The sequence below is a fragment of the Aquabacterium soli genome (genome assembly GCF_003933735.1).
In the GTDB taxonomy this organism is placed as follows: Bacteria; Pseudomonadota; Gammaproteobacteria; order Burkholderiales; family Burkholderiaceae_C; genus Aquabacterium; species Aquabacterium soli.
This window is the reverse complement of the sequence record NZ_RSED01000003.1, coordinates 25,663-46,221: the sequence shown is the minus strand read 5'-3', so window position 1 is coordinate 46,221 and position 20,559 is coordinate 25,663. Positions and strand designations below refer to the sequence as shown.

The 20,559-nt window shown below is 65.6% G+C and carries 22 protein-coding genes; 10 read left to right on the top strand and 12 right to left on the bottom strand.

Annotated features, from left to right (window positions below; genetic code table 11):
* Positions 1 to 4: 4 nt before the first annotated feature.
* The 4 genes from EIP75_RS04155 to EIP75_RS04140 form a co-directional block, all read right to left on the bottom strand.
* Entirely contained in the window at positions 5 to 1,225 is a 1,221-nt protein-coding gene (locus EIP75_RS04155; protein ID WP_125241980.1) for an acetate/propionate family kinase, read from the bottom strand.
* Positions 1,222 to 2,184: a phosphate acetyltransferase gene (locus EIP75_RS04150; protein WP_233584672.1), complete on the bottom strand. Its 963-nt coding sequence runs from the start codon at positions 2,182 to 2,184 to the stop codon at positions 1,222 to 1,224. The genes EIP75_RS04155 and EIP75_RS04150 overlap by 4 nt, the downstream gene beginning before the upstream one ends.
* Positions 2,185 to 2,328: 144 nt before the next feature.
* A complete protein-coding gene (locus EIP75_RS04145) occupies positions 2,329 to 3,405 on the bottom strand; it encodes a flavodoxin family protein (RefSeq protein ID WP_125241978.1) in 1,077 nt (358 codons plus the stop codon).
* Between the two features lie 134 nt (positions 3,406 to 3,539).
* Positions 3,540 to 4,394, bottom strand: coding sequence for a hypothetical protein (locus EIP75_RS04140; RefSeq protein WP_233584671.1), 855 nt, complete (start codon positions 4,392 to 4,394; stop codon positions 3,540 to 3,542).
* Between the two features lie 148 nt (positions 4,395 to 4,542).
* Here EIP75_RS04140 and EIP75_RS04135 point away from each other — a divergent pair, with 148 nt between their 5' ends.
* Together EIP75_RS04135 and EIP75_RS04130 are read left to right on the top strand one after the other, a co-directional pair.
* The gene (locus EIP75_RS04135) at positions 4,543 to 4,821 is read left to right on the top strand and encodes a hypothetical protein (RefSeq protein ID WP_125241977.1); all 279 of its coding nucleotides are present in this window, start codon (positions 4,543 to 4,545) and stop codon (positions 4,819 to 4,821) included.
* A gap of 32 nt (positions 4,822 to 4,853) precedes the next feature.
* Positions 4,854 to 5,390: a DUF924 family protein gene (locus EIP75_RS04130; RefSeq protein ID WP_125241976.1), complete on the top strand. Its 537-nt coding sequence runs from the start codon at positions 4,854 to 4,856 to the stop codon at positions 5,388 to 5,390.
* A gap of 30 nt (positions 5,391 to 5,420) precedes the next feature.
* On the opposite strand, the gene EIP75_RS04125 is transcribed toward EIP75_RS04130, so the two are convergent.
* Entirely contained in the window at positions 5,421 to 6,656 is a 1,236-nt protein-coding gene (locus EIP75_RS04125; protein WP_125241975.1) for a DAPG hydrolase family protein, read from the bottom strand.
* A gap of 103 nt (positions 6,657 to 6,759) precedes the next feature.
* Here EIP75_RS04125 and EIP75_RS04120 point away from each other — a divergent pair, with 103 nt between their 5' ends.
* Positions 6,760 to 7,326 (top strand): TetR/AcrR family transcriptional regulator, encoded by a 567-nt coding sequence (locus EIP75_RS04120; protein WP_125241974.1) that lies wholly within the window; start codon positions 6,760 to 6,762, stop codon positions 7,324 to 7,326.
* Between the two features lie 51 nt (positions 7,327 to 7,377).
* On the opposite strand, the gene EIP75_RS04115 is transcribed toward EIP75_RS04120, so the two are convergent.
* Positions 7,378 to 7,857, bottom strand: a complete 480-nt coding sequence (locus tag EIP75_RS04115) for a hypothetical protein (RefSeq protein ID WP_125241973.1) — start codon at positions 7,855 to 7,857, stop codon at positions 7,378 to 7,380.
* A 162-nt stretch (positions 7,858 to 8,019) separates the two neighbouring features.
* On the bottom strand, positions 8,020 to 8,448 hold the full coding sequence (locus EIP75_RS04110) for a VOC family protein (RefSeq protein WP_125241972.1): 429 nt from the start codon (positions 8,446 to 8,448) through the stop codon (positions 8,020 to 8,022).
* Between the two features lie 237 nt (positions 8,449 to 8,685).
* Here EIP75_RS04110 and EIP75_RS04105 point away from each other — a divergent pair, with 237 nt between their 5' ends.
* Complete coding sequence (locus tag EIP75_RS04105) at positions 8,686 to 9,186, top strand: hypothetical protein (protein ID WP_125241971.1); 501 nt, start codon at positions 8,686 to 8,688, stop codon at positions 9,184 to 9,186.
* Between the two features lie 30 nt (positions 9,187 to 9,216).
* Here the strand turns inward: EIP75_RS04105 and EIP75_RS04100 are convergent, their stop codons facing one another.
* Complete coding sequence (locus tag EIP75_RS04100; protein WP_125241970.1) at positions 9,217 to 10,002, bottom strand: SDR family NAD(P)-dependent oxidoreductase; 786 nt, start codon at positions 10,000 to 10,002, stop codon at positions 9,217 to 9,219.
* A 115-nt stretch (positions 10,003 to 10,117) separates the two neighbouring features.
* Here EIP75_RS04100 and EIP75_RS04095 point away from each other — a divergent pair, with 115 nt between their 5' ends.
* From EIP75_RS04095 to EIP75_RS04085, 4 genes are all read left to right on the top strand, one after another.
* The gene (locus EIP75_RS04095; protein WP_125241969.1) at positions 10,118 to 11,017 is read left to right on the top strand and encodes a LysR family transcriptional regulator; all 900 of its coding nucleotides are present in this window, start codon (positions 10,118 to 10,120) and stop codon (positions 11,015 to 11,017) included.
* A gap of 23 nt (positions 11,018 to 11,040) precedes the next feature.
* Entirely contained in the window at positions 11,041 to 11,193 is a 153-nt protein-coding gene (locus tag EIP75_RS24955) for a hypothetical protein (protein WP_338014898.1), read from the top strand.
* A complete protein-coding gene (locus tag EIP75_RS24950) occupies positions 11,184 to 11,312 on the top strand; it encodes a hypothetical protein (RefSeq protein ID WP_338014897.1) in 129 nt (42 codons plus the stop codon). Before EIP75_RS24955 ends, EIP75_RS24950 begins: the two co-directional genes overlap by 10 nt.
* Positions 11,313 to 11,509: 197 nt before the next feature.
* Positions 11,510 to 13,042, top strand: a complete 1,533-nt coding sequence (locus EIP75_RS04085) for a methyl-accepting chemotaxis protein (RefSeq protein WP_125241968.1) — start codon at positions 11,510 to 11,512, stop codon at positions 13,040 to 13,042.
* 59 nt (positions 13,043 to 13,101) lie between these two features.
* On the opposite strand, the gene EIP75_RS04080 is transcribed toward EIP75_RS04085, so the two are convergent.
* Together EIP75_RS04080 and EIP75_RS04075 are read right to left on the bottom strand one after the other, a co-directional pair.
* On the bottom strand, positions 13,102 to 15,678 hold the full coding sequence (locus tag EIP75_RS04080; protein ID WP_158622736.1) for a GGDEF domain-containing protein: 2,577 nt from the start codon (positions 15,676 to 15,678) through the stop codon (positions 13,102 to 13,104).
* Between the two features lie 263 nt (positions 15,679 to 15,941).
* Positions 15,942 to 17,504: an oleate hydratase gene (locus EIP75_RS04075; RefSeq protein ID WP_125241966.1), complete on the bottom strand. Its 1,563-nt coding sequence runs from the start codon at positions 17,502 to 17,504 to the stop codon at positions 15,942 to 15,944.
* Between the two features lie 175 nt (positions 17,505 to 17,679).
* Here EIP75_RS04075 and EIP75_RS04070 point away from each other — a divergent pair, with 175 nt between their 5' ends.
* On the top strand, positions 17,680 to 18,150 hold the full coding sequence (locus tag EIP75_RS04070; protein WP_125241965.1) for a CreA family protein: 471 nt from the start codon (positions 17,680 to 17,682) through the stop codon (positions 18,148 to 18,150).
* A gap of 31 nt (positions 18,151 to 18,181) precedes the next feature.
* Entirely contained in the window at positions 18,182 to 18,604 is a 423-nt protein-coding gene (gene trxC, locus EIP75_RS04065; protein ID WP_125241964.1) for a thioredoxin TrxC, read from the top strand.
* 21 nt (positions 18,605 to 18,625) lie between these two features.
* Here trxC and EIP75_RS04060 read toward each other — a convergent pair whose 3' ends face one another.
* Together EIP75_RS04060 and EIP75_RS04055 are read right to left on the bottom strand one after the other, a co-directional pair.
* The gene (locus tag EIP75_RS04060; protein ID WP_233584670.1) at positions 18,626 to 19,720 is read right to left on the bottom strand and encodes an MBL fold metallo-hydrolase; all 1,095 of its coding nucleotides are present in this window, start codon (positions 19,718 to 19,720) and stop codon (positions 18,626 to 18,628) included.
* A 24-nt stretch (positions 19,721 to 19,744) separates the two neighbouring features.
* The gene (locus EIP75_RS04055; protein WP_199758490.1) at positions 19,745 to 20,542 is read right to left on the bottom strand and encodes an SDR family oxidoreductase; all 798 of its coding nucleotides are present in this window, start codon (positions 20,540 to 20,542) and stop codon (positions 19,745 to 19,747) included.
* Positions 20,543 to 20,559 lie beyond the last annotated feature (17 nt).

Genomic DNA, 20,559 nt, shown 5'->3' with positions numbered 1-20,559 from the left:
TCCGTCACGCGGTGCGGGCCAACACGTCCAGCGCATGGCGCGCCAGCATGCCTTCTTCGTCCGTGGGCACCACCCATGCCGACGGTGTCTCCGCAGGATCACCCCGCGTGATGCAGGCGGCGCTGGCCGCGTTGCGTTCGGCATCGAGCTCCAAGCCCAGCCAGCGGCAGCCTTGCAGCACCTCGGCACGCGTGTCCACCCCATGCTCGCCGATGCCGGCCGTGAAGATGAGCGCATCGAGCCCACCGAGCACGGCGGCCATCGATCCGATCTCGCGCACGATGCGGTGCACGTAGATGTCGAGGGCCTGGCGCACCTGGGGCTCGGTGGCCCGGGCGCGCAGGGCACGCATGTCGTTCGAGACGCCCGACATGCCCAGCAGGCCGCTGTCGTGGTAGAGCATGTGCTCGACCTGCTCTGGCGACAGCCTCATCTCGCGCAGCAGGTGGAACACCACGCCCGGATCCAGCGCGCCACAGCGGGTGCCCATGGCCAGGCCATCCAGCGCCGAGAAGCCCATGGTCGAGGCCAGGCTGCGCCCGCCCTGCATGGCACACAGGCTGGCGCCATTGCCCAGGTGCGCCACGATCACCCGTGCGTTGGCGAGGCGCGGATGCACCTGCGGCAACACCGACGCGATGTACTCATAGGACAGGCCGTGAAAGCCGTAGCGGCGCACGCCGGCTTCGGTGATGGCCCGTGGCAGCGCAAACTGCTGCACCACCTCGCTCTGCCCCCGGTGGAAGGCCGTGTCGAAACAGGCGATCTGGGGCAGGTTCGGCAGCCGTGCGCGCATCGCTCGGATGGGTGCCAGGTTGTGGGGCTGGTGCAGTGGGGCCAGCGGACACAGCGCCTCCAGCTCGGTCAGGACAGCGTCATCGATCAACACAGGCGCTGCGTGTTTCAGCCCCCCGTGCACCACACGGTGGCTGCATGCCAGGAAGGCACGCCCCTGCAGGTGGGCATTCAACCAATCGTCGATCTGGTGCAAGGCCTGCTCGTGGTCTACGGTGACGCCTTCAGGCCATGCATGTTCGCCCACCGGTTCGCCATCGGATGACTTGACGGTGAAGCGCGCCGCACCGCCGATGCCTTCGACCTGCCCGCCGAAGCGCTCTTGCGGCGCCCCACCCGGCTCGACCTCGAACACCGAGAACTTGATGCTCGACGAGCCTGCATTGAGCACCAGCAGCAGGCCCTGCCGCGCATGGATCGAACCGCTCATCCGACCGCCTTGATCAGCTTGTCGCGCCCAGCCTGGGCCAGCATCGATGCCACCGCGCACGATGCCAGGCGAGCCGCCTCTGAATCTGCGCGGCTGGTCAGGATCACCGGCACCTTGGCCCCCAGCACGATGCCCGCCGAGTAGGCCCCTGCCAGGAAGGTCAGGCTCTTGGCCAGCATGTTGCCGGCATCCAGGTCAGGCACGATGAGCACATTGGCCTGCCCGGCGACCGTGGAGACGATGCCTTTGATGCGGGCGGCCTCCGGGTCGATGGCATTGTCCATGGCCAGCGGACCGTCAAGCTGCCCACCTGTGATCTGGCCCCGCTCAGCCATCTTGCACAGGGCTGCCGCGTCGATGGTGGAAGGCACCTTCGGGTTCACGATCTCCATCGACGACAGGATGGCCACGCGCACGGCGGGCAGGTGCAACGCGTGGGCCAGGTCGATCGCGTTCTGCACGATGTCGGCCTTTTCCTCCAGCGTGGGGGCGATGTTGATGGCCGCGTCCGAAATGATGAGCGGTTGGTCATGCCCCGGCACGTCCATCACGAAGCAGTGGCTGATGCGCCGCGAGGTGCGCAGGCCGCCTTCACGGCGAACCACGGCGCCCATCAGCTCATCGGTGTGCAGGCTGCCCTTCATCAGTGCATCGACCTCGCCCTTGAGCACCATGGCCACGGCGGCATCGGCGGCGGCATGGCTGTGAGGCGCGTCGATGATCAAGGTGCCCGCCAGGCTGCGACCGAGTTGTTCAGCAGCAGCTTCGATCTTCTGCCGGGGGCCGATCATCACCGGCGTGATCAGTCCCAGTTCGGCCGATTCAAGGGCAGCACCCAGGGAGACGTCGTTGCAGGGATGGACCACGGCCACACGCAGAGGCGGCAAGGTGCGGGCCCTGGCGATCAGGGCGTCGTAGTGCGGGTGCAGGGCGGGCACCGAGGGGGGTTGCTGCGTCAATATGGGCTCCAGGTTTGCGGACGCCGCGCGGCCTCGGCCGAGGCTCTGCGGTGCACGTCCCGTGAGGGGCAAATCATGCATGCCTCATCGCGGTGGATCAAGTATCTCGCATCGCGCCTTCAGGCATTCAAGACACCACCGGTCTCACTTCGGTCTCGGCTCCTTCAAGGCCTCGTCAGGCCTGACAAGTTGCCCCGCTCTCAACGCGAGCACCGCCCGGGCCACCGCCCTGGCGGCGTTGCGCACTTCTTCCTGAACATCAAGGTCGGCATCCAGCGTGTCATGGCTGGTGGCATACGGTTCGTAGTAGCCGATGAACCGGTCCAGGCGGCTGCGGTGTCCGGCATTCACCAGCCCCATCCACTCCAGCCAGTCCGACAATGAACGGCGCACACCTTCGATGCCCGCCACATCACCATGCACCACCACGCCGTAGGCACGGCCTGCCAGGTGCTTGGGGTAAGACCAGCCATCGAGCTCCATCGCCTTGGCCTCAAGGGCCTTCTTGCCATGGGTGCTGGTGGGGTCCGGATTGCCGCCATCGGCGCACACCAAACGATCGATCATGAGCTTGAGCGGGCTGGTGGCCTGGTACCAGTACACCGGTGTCAGCAACAGCACGCCGTGCGCTGACACCCACCGCTCATAGATCTCGTTCATCCAGTCGCCGGTCTGCCCCAGGCTGTGGTTGGGATAGCAGCTGCAGGGCCAATGGCACAAGGGCATCGCAGTCGATGCACAGCCTTTGCAGGGGTGGATGTGGCGGTCGTAATCGGAGGTCAGCAGGCTCAGGTCCAGCAGGTCGGTTTCGATGCCCGCCTGGTCCATCGCCTCCCGTGCGATCTTGGCAAGGCGGTAGGTCTTGGCGATCTCGCCGGGGCATGAACCATCGTTGCGGGCAGAGCAGGACACCAGCAGCACACGGGGCGGCGTATCGGGCCGTGCCCACCGCGCCTGCGCCGCCAACAGGCGCTGCCGTGCCTCGACCCACTCCACCGACAATTCGTAATCAGGGTCTGCGAACCCCTCCCCCGCCCGCTGCGTGATGGGGGCTTTGCGCCCCTCTTCGTAGGCTTGCCAGGCGATGGCTTCCAGCCGGTCCAGCGACGCCCGCTCGGCCTGAAAGGCCGGGTCGGTGAAACGCTGCATGAAGCGCTGGCGGAACACATCCCGGGAATGGTGGCCCGGTGCCTGGCCTTTGCGGGCGGTGGAGGGTGGCATGCGTTGATCAGAGGATCAGCGCGAGGATGATGATGATGGGCAGGGGTACACCCAGCAACCAGAGCAGCAGAGCAGGCATGGCGGTCTCCTTGGAAAATCAATGAATGAATGGATCGGTTGGCTCGACGAGGCGATCACAGATCGCGCCGGCGCCCACCGTAGGTCGCGAACCAGCTGGCCACGAAGGCGCCTGCCAGCAGCGAGATGAACATCCACAGCGAAGCGTGGGCCGTGGCCTGGGCGGCCTTGTCAGCGGCTTGCTTGGTGCGCTCGAAGGTATCGGTCACACGGCGCTCGGCCACCGGCTGGGTCAGGCCCGTGCGCTGCGCCACCACCTGGCCCAGGTAACGGACGTCCTCGTCCAGCAGCGCGCCTTCGCGCAAGCCTTTGGCGAAGATGCGGGCCGCTTCGGCATCAGGCGCCGGGGTGGCCACGATGACGGCGCCACGCGCAGGATCCGGGCGGAACAGGGTGTCGATGAAGTAGCCATCGGCCGCACGGCCTTGCGTGACCACAGGACGGTCTGCCGCCACCTGGGCGCCCTGGCCCAGGATCGCGCCGATGGTGCCCGTCAGCACGGCCGCGGTGGCCAGAGAAGCCACCGACCAGGCCAGGAAGCCATGGGCCGTGTCACGGAAGTAGGTTTCATCGGTGTGCAGCCCTGTCCACTTGGTGCGCAGCCGGCCGGCGAGATAGCCACCCAGGCCTGAGGCTGCCAATTGGGTCAGCGTCACCCACAGGATGGCCGTGACACCGAAGGTGGTGGCGGACACACCCGCCCCCGTCCACGGCGAAAACGCCGCCAGCCCAAGGCCGGTGCCCAGGATCAATAGGATCAGCGACAACGCTGCGGCGCCGGCGGCGCCGGCAAACACGGCGCCCCAGGACACGGCGCTCAGGGTAGCCAGGGACGTGGCCGGTGCCGTGGCATCGGTGGGCAGGACATGCGTGCTGTACGCTGGGTGGACGGGTGACGTCACGGTGCTCATGGGGCACTCCCGGTAAGTGGATGATTACGAGATGGTCAGCCAGCGCGCTCACCCCGTCTGTCAGCCAAGGCTGAGGGCCCTGTAGGGCAGTGCCTGTAGGTCTGCCCGCACTACACTGACGCATCTCGAGCCGCCACCTCCCCACCCCATGAGCATCGTCGTCTACTGGATGTCCCAAGGCCGCCCCTTCGTCGAGGCCTTCACCGATGAGCAGTTGTTGCCCGCCCTGGCCTTTGCCGAGGCGCGCCGCAAGGACAAGGACGCCAGTGGCCAAGCCCTGAACCACCATGTGGTGCTCAACTCAGAATTGGGTGACAACGTCGGCAAGCCCGGTGTGAGCGACGAGTTGCCCGTTGATTACAGCTGGACCAAGTCACACCGCGGCGGGCCGCCCGAATCGGGCAACCCGCCCAAGACGCTGGCTTGATCGTCGACAAGACTGTCCAGAAGGAAACACCCATGGCAGACCAGGCATCCGATGTCGTGCAGTTCTGGCGTGAGGCAGAACCTCACTGGTTCAGCCACGACGCGGGCTTCGACCGCCGGTTCAGTGAACGCTTCATGGCCTTGCACCAACGCGCCGCACAGGGCGAACTGGCCGACTGGGCCAGCACTGCAGAAGGGGCGCTCGCCTTGTTGATCCTGCTGGACCAGTTTCCGCGCAATGCCTTCCGGGGCAGTTCACGCATGTACGAGACCGATGCCAAGGCACGCGAGGTGGCGCGTGCCGCGCTGGCGGCCGGCCACCCCGACCGCATCGCGGCAGGCCTGCGCACCTTCTTCCACCTGCCCTTCTCACATTCGGAAGACCTGGCTGACCAGGATTTGGCCGTGAGCCTGCAAGCCCCGCTGGGCGGCGACGCGGCCCGGTTCGCACGCGGGCACCGCGACATCATCCAGCGCTTCGGCCGCTTCCCGCACCGCAACGCCCTGCTGGGCCGCACCACCACGCCAGACGAACAGGCCTTCCTGGATCAGGGCGGCTTCAGCGGTTGACCGCGGGCCGGCCATGCCCGGCCCGCCCGCTCACTCCCCCAGCTGCTCGCGCCGGTACAGGCGCGGCAGGAAGTACGGCAGCATCTGGAACTCGCGCAGCGCATGCGAGCCCAGGTCATTGAAGAAGTTGGTGTTGAGCACCAGCGCCAGGGCGGTGTTCACGAAGGTGCTGGTCAGCACCACCCCGTCGCCGCTGGGATTGGGCTTCCACTGGTGCACCAGCGAATTGCTCGGCAGCACGCTCTGCAGCAGCGAGAGGTTGGTGCGGGCGTAGAAGAAGCCCGGATCGGTGATGGCCACGGGCGGCAACGGCGCTGCATGCGGGTCTGCCCCCGCGATGGTGAGCGTCCAGGCGGACTTGCCCACGTACTCCTTGACCTTCTGCACCGCGCCGACGTCGTAGAGCATGTCCGGGCTGTTGGGCGGCACGGTCCACTCGAAATGCACGTGGTCCATCGGCTGCCACAGGCGGTACCGCTCGGTGTTGCCGATGTGGTCCCACCACCAGGACAGCATCTCGGGCGTGATGCCGCGGATCTCCTGCACGATGGTCAAAGTCACGTTGAGGTTCTTGTCCACCTTGCCGTAGCTGTAGTAGCCACGCGTCTTGAGCACACCGTTGAAGTAGCGCTCATTGAGTGCGTTCATCAGGTCGGGCTTCAAGCCACGCAGCGTGCGGCCCAGGTGGTTCACATAGGCCTGTGCCAGGGCTGGGTCGGCGGCGGCAGTGACATCGATGCGGAACTGGCTGTCGCCGTAGCCTTCGCCCACTGCGTTGTACTGCACCAGCACCGTGAAGGGCGGCTTGCCATCGATGGACACCTCCGCCGCCAGGAAGCTGTAGGGCTTGCTGCCCAGGAAGTTGTCGGAGGCCACGCGTCCCTGCTGCGTGGCCGGATCCAGGTAGCTGACAACCACCTTGTGCAGCGCACCGCCGAAGAAGGACGCGGCCTCATAACGGGCGCCTGCGGAGTAGCCCAGGTGCTGGGGTGTGGCTGGTGCCTGCAGCCAACGAAAACTGCGGTTCTCCAGATTGGCGCCCTTGAACAGCCGTTCGTCCGCGTTGTCCCAGAACCAGCTGTAGCCCTCGGGACGCACGTCCTTGACAGCGAAACTGCTTGAGGCAACCACCGACTGGGCCAGCGCAACGCCTGGCACGGCCACCCATGCAACCGCAAGCGGCAGCAGCCGGATCACCGTTGAAGCCAGAAGCTGGCACAGCCCGGTACGAGGCCGGGTGAGAGGATGATTGAACAGGAACGCCATGGCCGAGCCTTTCGCATGTTTATGATCTACGCCTGTAGAGTGGCGTGACTCTACATTTGTAGAGAATGCAAAAATACCTCGAAAACCCTTACCTGCGCCCTTCATGGAACAAGAACGCAAGACCCTCATCGCCGACGCGGCCATCTCCCTGCTGGGCAGCGTGGGCGCGCGCGGACTGACCCACCGGGCCGTGGATGCGCAGGCACGTATCCCCACAGGGTCGACATCGTTCTATTGCCGCTCGCGCCTGGACCTGCTTCGCCTGGCCCTGCAACGCCACGCTGAGCTGGATCTGGCGGATCTGGCACTCGATGCAGAGCGGATGCAAGATGCACAGTGGTCAACCCACCATCTGCTGGACCTGCTGGAGCACCGGATCGACGACTGGTTGTCAGCCCCCAAGCGCGGGCGGCTCGTGGCGCGTTTCGAGCTGTTCCTGCTGGCCTCACGAGAGCCGGAACTGGCCGCCATCCTCGACGCGCACAGGGCGCACTTCCTGCAGGTGGCGCTGGCTGCTTTACAGCGCGCCGGTGTGGCCCACGCAGAGGCGGTGGCGCCCCTGTTGGTGATGGCGATCGACGGGTTGCTGCTGGACCGGGTACGGGAGCACGGCCACGCGCGGCCGGCAACCCGACACCGAGACCTGCTTCAAAGGGTCATTGAGGGCTGAGCGAGGCGGGACGAAAGGCAAAGCCGCCGCGCTGTGGCGGGCTTCGCACACTCACTGATCCTGCATCGGCGCCGCCACGTCTGACCGTGGCTGGCGTGGCGTGCGGTAAAAGCGCGCGCCAATGTCCTCGCACAGGGCATCCAGCCCTGGGCCCCATCCCAGCACCTTGAGCAAGGCATAGCCCTCCAGCGAGGCATTCATCACCTCGCTGCCCACGGCCATCTCGGAATCCTCGGCCCGGCCCAGCAGACGGCGCAAGCGCGCCGTGCGCACGCGCAGTGCACCCAACTGCTCCAGACCGCGCTGGGCTTGCGCCACATCGAGCCCGGGCGGGACGATCTGCGGGTTTTGTGAGAGGACCGTCAAGGTGCGTCGACAGAAGTCTTCCGACTTCTCGGCCATCTTGGGCAGGGCACGGCGTTCCTGCAAGGACAGATGCGTCAACACGGCCAGTGAACTCTCCAACGCATCGAGGGCGGCGTCGACCTCTGCGTAGTCTTCATTGGAAAGTGAAATGCGGTTCTGTCCCATGGTGGCGCCCCTGAGCCTCAATCTGGTATTGCTGCGGGGTACCGTGATCACCGGCCCCCAAGGGCCACACCTTAACGGCGAATCCGCGCTCAGGCGCCCCCTCTGAAGGGGGAGAATCGTTTCGATTTGCTACCGTCGCTGGAGACGGAAGCGTCCGGGGCGTCAGAAAGTGATCTTCACAGAAGCGGCGCTCCGGTTTGCGGCCCCGTGGAACACGGCTTCGACGTTGTTGCCGTCCGGATCGAGCACGAAAGCGGCGTAATAGCCCGGGTGGTAGGGCCGCGGACCGGGGGCGCCGTTGTCCCGGCCGCCGTGGGCCAGCGCGGCCCGGTGGAACGCCTGCACCGTGGCTTCGTCACCAGCCTGGAATGCCAGATGGTGCCGCCCGGTCAGGTGACCTTGCGCCGCCACGCTGTCGGCAGTCGATACGAACAGCTCATCGGCCCAGAAGTAGCCATCGCCCGAACCACCGATCGGCACCCCAAGCACATCGAGGACAGCCCCGTAGAAGGCACGGCTGGCGTCAAGGTCACGCACCACCAGTTGAAGGTGGTCGATGAGGCGGCCTCGGTGCAGTTCCTGCGTTTCCATGCGGTGCTCCATTGGATGTCGATGTGAACATCGTAGGAAGCACAGGCAGACCATGGCAAGGCGATGGATAACCGGACAAAACCGCGGGGGACAGTCCAATTGGACCGTACCGATCCGCAGGCTGCGGCATCGTCAATACGCGCCTGCTTGGTGCAAGAATTTGTTCATCCGAGTGCCTGCCGTGAAGCCCGCGGCGGGCGCCCTCCCTCACTGCCCCAGCTGTCAAGGATGACTGCGATGAACCCCAAGGATGAAGACAGGATCAAGAGCGCGCTGTCAGGCGTCGACAACCTGCAGGACCAGCTCGGCAACATCGCCAAGCGGGGCCCCAACGCCGTCAAGGCCTGGGTGACACAGATCGCCGGTTCGACCGACAAGGATTTCAACAAGCGGCTCAAGGACGGCGTGGCCACGCCCCTGACCAAGCTGCTCAAGGATGTCAAATCCGTCACCAAGGACCTGGAGACGCTCTACAAGGAAGGCTCCGACGCAAAGAAGCTGTCCGCCTATGCCGATGCCAAGGCGTTTCGCACCAAGGCACTCGCCAAGCACCTGGCCTCCAGCAAGCAGTTCGAGCTGGACAGCCTGAAGATCACCATGAACCTGATGAATGTCATCCCCAAAGCCGGCGGCATGTACCCCGGCATGGGCGACACCAACGTGAAGGCCCTGGTGGGCTACATGGAGAACTTCTCGAAGTACTACAACGCCTTCAAGGTGGAACTGGGCAAGCTCTGAGGCAGCAACACCGCCCCCGCGTTGCCCGACTCAAAGCATCATCCCGCCCGACACTTCCACCCGCTGGCCGGTCATCCAGCCGTTGCCCTCGGACAGCAGCGCCGCCACGGCGCCCCCGATGTCGTCGGGCAGGCCCACCCGCCCCATGGCGGTGAGACCGGCGATCTGCGTGTTGAGCTGCTGGTTGTCACGCACCGCGCCGCCGCCGAAATCCGTTTCGATGGCGCCCGGGGCGATGGTGTTGACAGCGATGCGGCGCGCGCCCAGCTCCTTGGCCATGTAGCGCGTGAGCACCTCGATGCCACCCTTCATCGCAGCGTAGGCCGCATAGCCTGGCAGGCTGAAGCGCGCCAAACCACTGGAGGTGTTGACGATGCGGCCCCCATCGGCGATCAGGGGCAACAGCTTTTGCGTCAGGAAGAAAGTGCCCTTGAGGTGCACGTTGACGAGCTCGTCGAACTGCGCCTCGGTGGTGTCGGCAAAGGCCGCATGCACGCCCGTTCCGGCGTTGTTGACAAGGTAGTCGAAGTGCTCGCGTTGCCACTGGCTGGACAGCACGGCCTTGACGCGTTCGGCGAAGCCCTTGAAGCCAGCGCTGTCGCCCATGTCGAGCTGCAGGGCCACGCCCTGGCGGCCCAGCGCTTCGATCTCGCGCACGACAGCCAGGGCATCAGCCTCATGGCCCTTGTAGGTGAGGACCACGTCGGTGCCCTGTCGGGCCAGGTGCAGGGCCGTGTTGCGGCCGAGTCCGCGACTGCCGCCTGTGATCAAGGCGATGCGGGCAGGCGTGGTGACGGTGGCGTTGGAAGCGGTCATGGGGTTCTCCTGAAGGCTGAAGCCGTTGCGATGAAGAGACTGTAGGCAGCCATTGCCTTCGGATAAAGTGGCCTGAAACGGCCAGACTGTTCCTTTTCAAGGAACAATCAACCTCATGGACCTCGACACCCTGCGCATCTTCGTTCGCGTGGCAGAGCTGAGCAGCTTCACCCGCGCTGCCGAGCAACTGGGCATGGCCAAGGGCCGGGTGTCGGATGCGGTGACGCGGCTGGAGGCTGGCCTGGGCACGCGCCTGCTGCAGCGCACCACCCGCAGCGTGCGCCTGAGCCCTGACGGCGAACAGTTCATGGCGCGGGCCGCCGAGCTGCTGCGCGAAGCCGACGAGCTGCAGACGCTGTTCCAGCCTGCAGGCAGCGGCCTGAGGGGTCGCTTGCGCATCGACCTGCCCAACGGGCTGGCGCGCGATCTCGTCATTCCTCGTCTGCCTGAGTTCCTGGCCGCGCATCCTCAACTCGAGATCGGCATCAGCACGACAGATCGCCGCGTGGACCTGGTACGGGAGGGATTCGACTGCGTGCTGCGTATCGGCGCCCTGGTCGATTCGGACCTGGTGGTGCGCCGCCTGGGCGAACTGCCGCAAGTCAATGTGGCCAGCCCCGACTACCTGAAGCGGCACGGCACACCACGCTCCCTGGCCGATCTGGCCGCACACCGTGTGGTGCACTATGCTGACAAACTCGGCCTGCAGGGCGCGGCCTGGGACTACCTGGACAAGGGCGTGGCCAAACGCCTGCCGATGCGTTGCAACGTGGTCGTCAATGGCACCGATGCTTACCACGCCGCCTGCCTGGCCGGCCTGGGCATGATCCAGGCGCCCATGCTGGGCATGCAGCGGCACATCGATGCCGGTACGCTGCTGCAGGTGCTGCCCAAGCTGGCGGCGCCCCCGCTGCCAGTGTCATTGCTGTATGCCCATCGGCGCCATGTTCCCCTGCGCGTGCGGGCCATGCTGGACTGGGTCACCCAGGTGGTGTCGCCCCATGTGGCGCGCTGAACCCTTCTCCGAGGAGCAAAACCATGCACCCGACTTACGAGATGTTCGAGCAGGCCGCGCGGGCCGAAGGCTTCAGCGAGGTGGTCGAGCGGACATGGGCCCCTGGCCAGATCGTGGATTCGCATGGCCACCCCTTCGAAGCCCACGCGCTGGTCGTGAAGGCGAGATGTGGCTGACGGTCAACGGCGAGACACGCCATCTGGTGCCGGGCGACCGCTTCGTGCTGGCCGCCAACGAGCAGCACGAAGAACGGTATGGCCCGCAGGGCGCTGTCTACTGGGTCGCGCGCCGATGAGCAACCAGCCGCGCCGGGCGGTGAAGCGGGGTGCCTGAATGGGCAATCTACCGAGACCTACAACGAGGTGCAAGTTCTTTCAAGTTTTCCGGTTCTGAGCCGAAAAAACGTTGTGCTCCGCCGTCTCGGGCCATCGGACGGCAGGCAGGCCTGCGCGCCAAACACCCGGTGGCCCCAACCCCGGTGCTTGCACGCTCATGAAACTCCGCCTCAAACTCCCGCTCGCCTTTGCGGGCATGCTGCTGCTGGTCCTGGCCGCCGCGCTGTTCGGCATCCACCAGCTCAACCAATCGCTCCATTTGTACGGCACCGATGTTCAGACCCATGTCGCCCACGAGCGGGCCATGGCGAAGATCGAGAACCAGTTCAAGACCCAGGTGCAGGAGTGGAAAAACACCCTGATCCGTGGGCAGGACCCCGAACAGCTGAGCCGCTACTGGAAGGCCTTCCAGGACAGCGAGCGTGATGTGGCACAAAAGGCCACCACGCTCAACGGCCAATTGCCGCCCGGGCGCAGCAAGACCCTGATGGGCCAGTTCATCGAGGCGCACGCCAAGATGGGCCAATCCTACCGGGGGGCTTTCGAGCAGTTCAAGGCCAGCGGCTACCAGGCGTCGGTGGGCGACCAGGCCGTCAAGGGCATGGACCGTGAACCGAGCAAGTTCCTGGCGGAAGCAAGCCAGCGCATCGCGGCCGACAGCGCCGACATCGCAGAGCAAGCCACACGCGACGCCAGCCGTGCCACCGTGCTCAGCCTGGTGGTCATGCTGGTGGTGAGCGTGGTGGGCGTGGTCTTTGGCGTGGTGGTCAGCCGTGCCATCGTCAAGCCCATCGACCATGCGGTGGGCCTGTCTCGCGCCGTTGCTGAAGGCGACCTGACGCGCTCCATCCACGTGCAGGGGCGGGACGAGGTGGCAGAACTGCTGGGCGCTCTGCGCGAGATGCAGGGCAAGCTGTCCAGCATCGTGCGGGGCGTGCGCCAGAACGCCGAAAGCGTGGCCACGGCGAGTGTGGAGATCTCGCTGGGCAACAACGACCTGGCCAACCGCACCGAACAGCAGGCCAGCGCCCTGCAGGAAACGGCCGCCTCCATGGAAGAGATCAGCGCCACGGTCAAGCACAACGCCGAGAACGCCCGCGAAGCCGACACGCTGGCCAAAGGCGCCAGCGCCGTCGCGCTGAAGGGGGGTGAGGTGGTTGGCGAAGTGGTCGAAACCATGCGCGGCATCAATGACAGCTCGCGCCGCATCGTCGACATCATCAGCGTGATCGACGGCATCGCCTTTCAGACCAACATCCTGGCACTGAACGCCGCCGTGGAAGCTGCACGTGCAGGTGACCAGGGCCGCGGGTTTGCGGTGGTGGCCGGCGAGGTGCGCATCCTGGCGCAACGCAGTGCCACCGCAGCCCGTGAGATCAAGGCCCTGATCGGCACCAGCGTAGAGCGCGTGGAAGCCGGCAGCGCGCTGGTGGACCGTGCAGGGGCGACCATGAGCGAAGTGGTGACGGCCATCGAGCGCGTCACGCAGATCATGGGCGAGATCAGCAGCGCCAACACCGAACAAAGCACCGGCATGGCGCAGATCGGTGAGGCCGTGTCCCAGATGGACCGCACCACGCAGCAAAACGCCGCGCTGGTGGAAGAAGGGGCCGCGGCCGCAGAACAGCTCAAGAACCAGGCCCGCCAGTTGGTGGAGGCCGTGGCCGTGTTCAAGGTGGCCGCCGCCTGAGGCGGGCGACAGGCGCAGCGAGAACCAAGCGGTAGAAGCCTGAGGCCCGTTGCAGGCGCTCAGGCGCTGGCGGCAGAAGCCGCAGGCCCGCCCGTCAGGTCCCTGCTCGATACTGCCTGCCCCCGCTCCTCATCCACCACGGACACCCTGTCACGTCCGGCTGTCTTGGCCTTGTACAAGGCCTTGTCCGCCACCTTGAGCAGTTGATGGCGATCGGCAATCCGCCGAGGCCACAGGCTGGCGGCACCGATGCTCACGGTCACGTGCCTGGCCACGCGGGAATGCCGGTGCTCGACAGCGGCCTCGCGGACACGTTGGCACACGGCCTGCCCCAGGGCCTGCGCCTCTGCTGCCGTGCCTCCGGGCAGCAACAAGGCGAACTCCTCACCGCCCAGGCGGGCGACCAGGCAGGCGTGCCTTTTGGCCACCTCGCGCAGCACGCCGCCCAGACGCTGCAGGCAGCGGTCACCTTCGGGGTGGCCATAACCATCGTTGTAGAGCTTGAAAAAGTCCACGTCGACGATGAGCAACCCGACAGGGTGATGATCCTGGGCACCTTCGCGCCACAGTCGCAACAGATCGGTTTCGAACTGGCGGCGGTTGGGCAGACCGGTCAACGGGTCCTGCACCGACAGGCAACGCAGGCGCTCGGTGGTTTGGTGCAAGGCTTCGCTCTGCAGCCGGTCGATCTGCCCGAGCAGCCAGGTCCGCCTCGCGCCAAGCTCCAGCGAGTATGACAGGATCAGCGTGAACACCGTGATGTTGAAGATCTGCAGGACGCTTCGCGAATACACCATCTCCTGCATGGGCCCGACCGGCTTGAAGAACAGCACCACGGCCACCACCGTGATGACAGCTGGCACGCAGGTGTAGCGGAACGGCTGACGTGCGCCGACGCCCGAGAACATGGGCACCAGCACCAGGCAGATGATGTAGGCCAGGGTGGTCGTTTCCCGGCTTTGCGACAGGACGCAGGCAAACACGATGGCAACCAGCGACGTACCGCCACAGAACACCCCTTCGTACAACATCGGGGCCAGGCGCTTGCGTGAGTAGACGGGCCATGCCACCGCCACCAGGAAGGCGCTCAAACCGATCTGCGTCTGAAGCACCGTCGCGCTGATGTCGGGAAACATGTCCTGGCTGATGAACAGGTACAGGTTGTAGAGCACCATGCCGACCATGACCGTCAGGCCGAGCAGCTTGCGGCGATCATCGAGATCGTGCTTGCGGTAGCGGCGCTCCAGGTCACCATCGAAGCGCAGCCCCCACAAGCCTTTGTCGATGGCACGCAGGTAGGGGCTCTCGGCGGGCTCAGCAGGAGCACCTGCATCGACACCCACAGCGTCATCCGCGGGCTGCTCCAGCCGGGGCCGAGCTTCTGCGTCCACCGGCATCAGGACGATGCGGTCACGTCCTTCGTCCTTGGCCTGGTACAGGGCACGGTCTGCGGTGCCGAGCAAGGCCTGCGGCTGTGCGCCACCTGCCCCCGTGGCCAGCGCCACCCCGACACTGACCGTCACGTGGGGACCTGTGGCCGAGGCACCGTGCTCGATCGCCTCGGCTCGCACGGCTTCGCACAAGGCCTGCGCGACGGCACGGGCCCCGGGACCATGGCGGCCATGCAGCACCAGTGCGAACTCTTCCCCACCCAGCCTGGCTGCGGTGCCGCCATGGGCCTCCGCCACGCGGGCCAGCACATGGGCCACACGCACCAGGCAGGCATCACCCGCCGGGTGGCCGTAGGCATCGTTGTACCGCTTGAAGTGGTCTACATCCAGCATCAGCAGCGCCAGGGGCTCACCAGAGGCCGCGGCAGCCTGGCAGGCGGCCATCAGGTCGCCATCGAACTGCCGACGGTTGTACAGGCCGGTCAGTGGGTCGCGCACCGAAAGGTGGCGCAGACGCTCGGAGGCCGCCTGGAGGGCCCCCCGGTGCTGCTCCTGGAGCTTGCGCAGCACCCAGTTGCGACGCTCACGGTACTCCAGCGTGTAGCTGGCCACCACGGCATAGGCGTAGCTCAGCACCTGCAGCTTGATGATGCTGTCGATCACGGTTTGCTGCGCAGGTGTGTGGCCGCGCATGGCCAGCATGTAGCCCAGCAAGGTCACCAGCGCACACACCAGCGACCACGCGAAGCGAAGGCGGGCCGCGATGCACACGAACATCACCGGCCCGATCACCATGGCGCTTTGCGTGTAGGCGCCATCTGCCCGGCTGTTGCTGGCAGCCCAGATCATGATCAGGTTCAAACCCGTGGCGCACAGAAACACCACGCTTTCGAAATGCCAGACCCGGCGCCAGGCACGTGGCGTGATCATCACGGCAGCAACGCAAGCGACGAGCACACCCAGATAGGTGTCGACCAGGTGGAGCGAGCGCGAGGTGATGTCCGGCATGGCCAGGCGAGCCTGCGTCGTCCCGAACCAGATGCCCAGCATCCCCAACAGGCAGCAGATCAGCAGGAAACGCCGGCGCACCGCCAGGGTTTCCTCGTTGAACTGGGCCTCCAGGGCACGAGGAAACCACAGCCAGGGGTGGCCACGCACCGCAAGGTCTTCCAGTGAGCCTCGCACGGGCGGATGCGCCGCACCCTTGCGGGTCGGCAAAGGCGCATCGATCGAAGGCGGCAGCACAGAGCTGCCGCCTTCGCGGCGGGAGGGGGCATCCCGGTGGCGGCGATGGCCGGGATGGTCGACGGGTGCCGTCGAAAGCCTGGTTTGGTTCACAAAACGGTTTTCAGGACAAGGAACCGTGGTGCCGCTGACGCACATGCGTCACAGCTGCTGGATCGCCGCAGGTTCCAACAGGGTTATCGGCCAACGGTTGCAAATCAATAGGCCCCCGACGCTCATGCGCCGAGGGCCTGCAGATCTGGAACGAGGATGCCGTCAGTTCATCAGGCGAACGACTTGAGCACCGAATCGAGGATCACCTTGAGAGCGTGGTCGTGCCGTGTGATCGCGGGGATCGGCCGGTCCACCTTCAGCAACTGGTAAACGGCTGTTTGAGCCGCCCGCACCGAGTACTCGACGGTGAACACCACATCGCCGGGGATCTCGACGAACTGGCTGATGAAGGCCAGGTTTTTGGAGCTGGCAGGCACCGGCAAAGGGCGATCGCTTTCAGCGCGGGGCATGAACATGCTGGTGATGTAAGGCATGCGACAGGGGATGCACACGGCTCCGTCGAACACCTGGCGGTCGAAGTTCAGGTGGCCGCACAGCTCTTGCAGGATCTCGCCCCCGTCGCAGTCCGAGAGCGACTTGGCCACGAAGTCACCGATGCGGTCGGGTCGCAGGCCGTAACCCCAGAACACGAACTCACCTGGCGCCTGGCCGATGAAGTGCGGCTGGTGGTACAGCACCACCGACATCAGCCAGTTCGAATCCTTGAAGGTGACCAAGCCGCCGGTGCCCGCCTTGTTGCCAGAGAACGCTTCCATCGCATCGAAGAAGTCGGGCGTGTGGCAGGTGACGGTGAAGGAGGCCCAATAGCTTTCAGGGATGCTGGTGTTGAAGGCCGCCGGATTGCCGAAATCCGGGCGCAACCGGGCCAGCTTTTCCCAGAGCGCCCAGCCGCCGCTGTCTGCCTTGGTGTGGTGTGCCGGCGGCGTACTCATCGAGCCCGTGGTGGACGCATCGGTCATCGAGCCGTTCTGCAGAAAAACCAGGTCATCCTCGGCGATGGCCACCGTGCGGAGCGCCCCACCCTGCCGGAGATGCAGCGCCGTGACGCAGAGTTTCCCGCCAGCGTCGTCGCGTGTGTCGACATCGGTGACCTGGGTGCCATGCACGAAGTTCACGCCATGGCCTTCCAGCCAGCGCACCAGGGGCCGAACGATAGAGTCGTACTGGTTGTAGACCGTGCGCTTGACCCCGGCCAGGGTCTCGATGCGAGGGTACTCGTTCATGAAACGGTGCAGGTAACGCTTGAGCTCCACCGCGCTGTGCCAGGGCTGGAAGGCGAACGTGGTCTGCCACATGAACCAGAAGTTGCTCTGGAAGAACGGCGGCGACAACCAGTCGGTGATGCGGCTGGTGCCCAGCGTCTCTTCGCTGGCTTCGGACAGCTTGAGCAGCTCCAGGCGGTCGGCCATGCTGAAGCCCATGGTGCTCACATCCAGCTTGAACCGGTTGTGATCGACCAGGCGTGCACGTGAGTGGGCCACGTTCTTTTCGTTGAACTGCACGGTCTCGTCGTACACCGTCTGGCCCGCGTGCTCGATGGACGGTATGGTCTTGAGCAGATCCCACAGGCACTCATAGTGGTCGGTGGTGAGCATGCGGCCACCGCGCAGCGAATACCCACCGTCGGTCTTGGCCACCGCGTCCAGGCTGCCGCCCAGCAAGGGCAACTGCTCGTAGATGGTGATGTCACTGCCGGGCACACCGGCATCACGCACCATGAAGGCTGCGCCGGCCAGTGATCCGATACCGCCGCCCACGAAATACGCTTTCATTGTTCGCTCCTTGAGTGGGCCCGGTCAGGCCCTGACCGAGCATCTTCTGCCCGCGGGCCGGCTTGTCAACGCCCTGCGCATCCATGAAGGATTAGCCGGGACCTATTTCAAGACAGGCGTGCAGTGGCTTTTTCCCTGGGACACAATGGCTTCGACACCCCCAACGGAGCCCTGGATGAAGAAACTGCTGCCTTCGATTTGTTTGATCTGCGTCATGTCGATGAGCGCGCATGCACAGAAGGTCGGTGAGGTCGACACGGTGTTCAAGCTGCTGGGCCCGGACCACAAGATCGTGGTCGAGGCCTACGACGACCCCAAGGTCAAGGGCGTGTCCTGCTATGTGGCGCGCGCCCGCACGGGCGGCATCAAGGGCGCCATCGGCCTGGCCGAAGACAAGGCCGATGCCTCCATCGCCTGCAGGCAGGTGGGACCGATCAGCTTCAACGGCCCCATGAAGCAGCAGGAAGAGGTGTTCACCGAGCGCCTGTCCATCCTGTTCAAGCGACTGCGGGTGGTGCGCATGGTGGACCCGGCGCGCAATGTGCTGATCTACCTCAGCTACTCGGACAAGCTGATCGAAGGCTCGCCCAAGAACAGCGTGACCGTGGTGCCGGTTGACAAAGCCACGGCCATCCCCATCAAGTGAATCAGGACCACCTGAACTGAAGGGCATCACCATGAACCTCGTCTGTCCCGCCTGCCAGGCAACCAACCGAGTGCCGGACGAACGTCTGGGCGACGGGCCCGTGTGTGGGCGCTGCGGAGCGGACCTGACCCCATCCCATCCGGTGACCCTGACCGATGACAGCTTCCAGGCCTACATCAGCAAGACGGAGCAGCCCGTTCTGGTGGATTTCTGGGCCGAGTGGTGCGGCCCGTGCAAGATGATGGCGCCACACTTTGAACAGGCCGCCGGGCAGGAGCCGGGTGTGCGCTTCGCCAAGCTGGACACCGAGTCGGCGCCCCGAACGGCCGGCGCGCATGGCATCCGCAGCATCCCTACCCTGATCCTGTTCAAGGGGGGGCGTGAGGTGGCGCGCCAGAGTGGCGCCATGGGTGCGGCCGATCTTCGGCGCTGGCTGCAGACCGCCAACCGCTGAGCAAACGCCCCCGTGGTCGCATCAACCGCTGATGCGCGGCCTCACCTGGCCAAAATGCGCCTCGCCGAACAGGTGGCTGGCCACATCGCCTGGGAAGGCCCAGAACGGCGTGCGCTCGCTCGATGTGGCGCAGTTGGGGTAATCAGCATTGGCCGATGGCCCGGCCAGCGTCTTTTCGAGCACCATCGAGATGTACTGCTCGTTGCTGCCCTCCAGCGTGTTGCCATTGAGGATCACCTCGACACCCGTGGCATGTGCATACCGGCGCACGGCATTGATGCGTGAACTGAGCGGCGCGTACGAATCCACGCCCACGCCGTTCTCGCTGGTGACCCGGATTCCATCGGGCACACGCGCGGCCATCGAGTGGTTGCCCTCGGTGTGGCCCGGGGTGTGGATCAAGGCCAGGCCCGGGCCGAGGCTCAGGCTGCCATCAAAACACAGCACGCGGTCAGAAGCGATGCCGGCGATGCCTTGAGGGCAGTACCAGTCGGCCTGCACGGGCAGCAGGGCCTGGGTGGAGGCCCACTCTTGCCGGTGCACCAGCAGGCGGGCGTTCGGGAAGAAACCACGGCCGCCCTGCCCGCCCAGCCAGCGCCGCACGTCCTGCGTGTGGAGGTGGTCGTAGCTGATGTAATCGACCTGCTCCGGAGCGATGCCGCACTGGGCCAAGGCGCCCTCCACCGTGTTGTACTGCGGCGCCACGACACGGTTGAGGGCCGGCGGGATGCCACGCGCCAGTCGCTTGAAGAACGGCGTCTCGCGGTTGGCATCGTGGTCGGTGGGGGAGAGCATCAGCGTGCGCAACTCACCATCGTGATCCAGGTACTGCACCACGAACAGCCGGTTGAGCAGGTGCACCAGCGGGAACTTGAACACATGCTGTGCGAACACGCCCGTGAACGCGTAGTACGTGGGATACGGCGCGCGGATCAGGTCGAAGCTCCGGTAGAACAGCACCTCGGGCTCGGCCAGCATGCGCTCACGCAGGGCCTGGGCGCGGAGGCGCACCTCGCGCAGACGGTCTTGCGGACTGGCGGCATCGCGCGCACGATCAAAATCCGGCAGGGGACGCATGCCTGCCGGCAGCAGAGTCTGGGTGGTCGTGTGCATCATGTTCATCGTTCTTGTCGAGATCTTTCAGAAACCGGCCATGCGGGCCGTGACAAAGCGGTTGACGGCATCGGGCGACCACTTGCCCATCTGGTAGAACAGGCGTGTCTGCCAGCCCACAGGCGAATGCACGGGCATGCGCTGCGGGGCCCGGCAGGCCAAGCGCCACACGGTCCGGGCCACATCGTCCGCGCTCAGGCGCACGCCCAGGGTCTGCACCGTCTTCATCTTGCTGACCTCATCGGCCACCATCGCCGTGTTGACGAACAGGGGCAGCACATCGACCACGCGGATGCCATGGCGCTGCCATTCGATGTCCAGCGCCTCGGTGAAGCTGCGCACGGCCGCCTTGGTGGCCGAGTAGCTTGACAGCAAGGGCTGGCCATACAGGGCCGAGGCCGAACACATGTTGATCACCCGCGCACCCGGCGTGCGGCGCAGCCAGGGCAAGGCGGCATGGCAGCCGTTGAGCACGCCCTTGAGGTTGATGTCGATCAGGCGATGATGGCGCGTCAACTCCGCCTCCTCGAAAGGCGAGGTGACCGCCACGCCCGCGTTGTTGAAGAGCACATCCAGCCGCTCGCCCGCCGCATGCCAGAAGGCTTCGAGCGGCTTCGCCCAGTCTTCGCTGCGCGACACGTCCAGGCGTCCTGCCTGGCAGCGGGTTGGGCCCAGGTCCTGCGCCAAGGCCTGCACGGCGGCTTCATCCACGTCATACAGGCCAACGAACCAGCCGGCCATTGCAAAGCGATGAGCCACCGCACGCCCGATGCCGGCGGCTGCGCCCGTGATGAAGATGCTGCGCGTCAGAGGGCTGGGCGGCATGCCGGATCCTGTGGTGA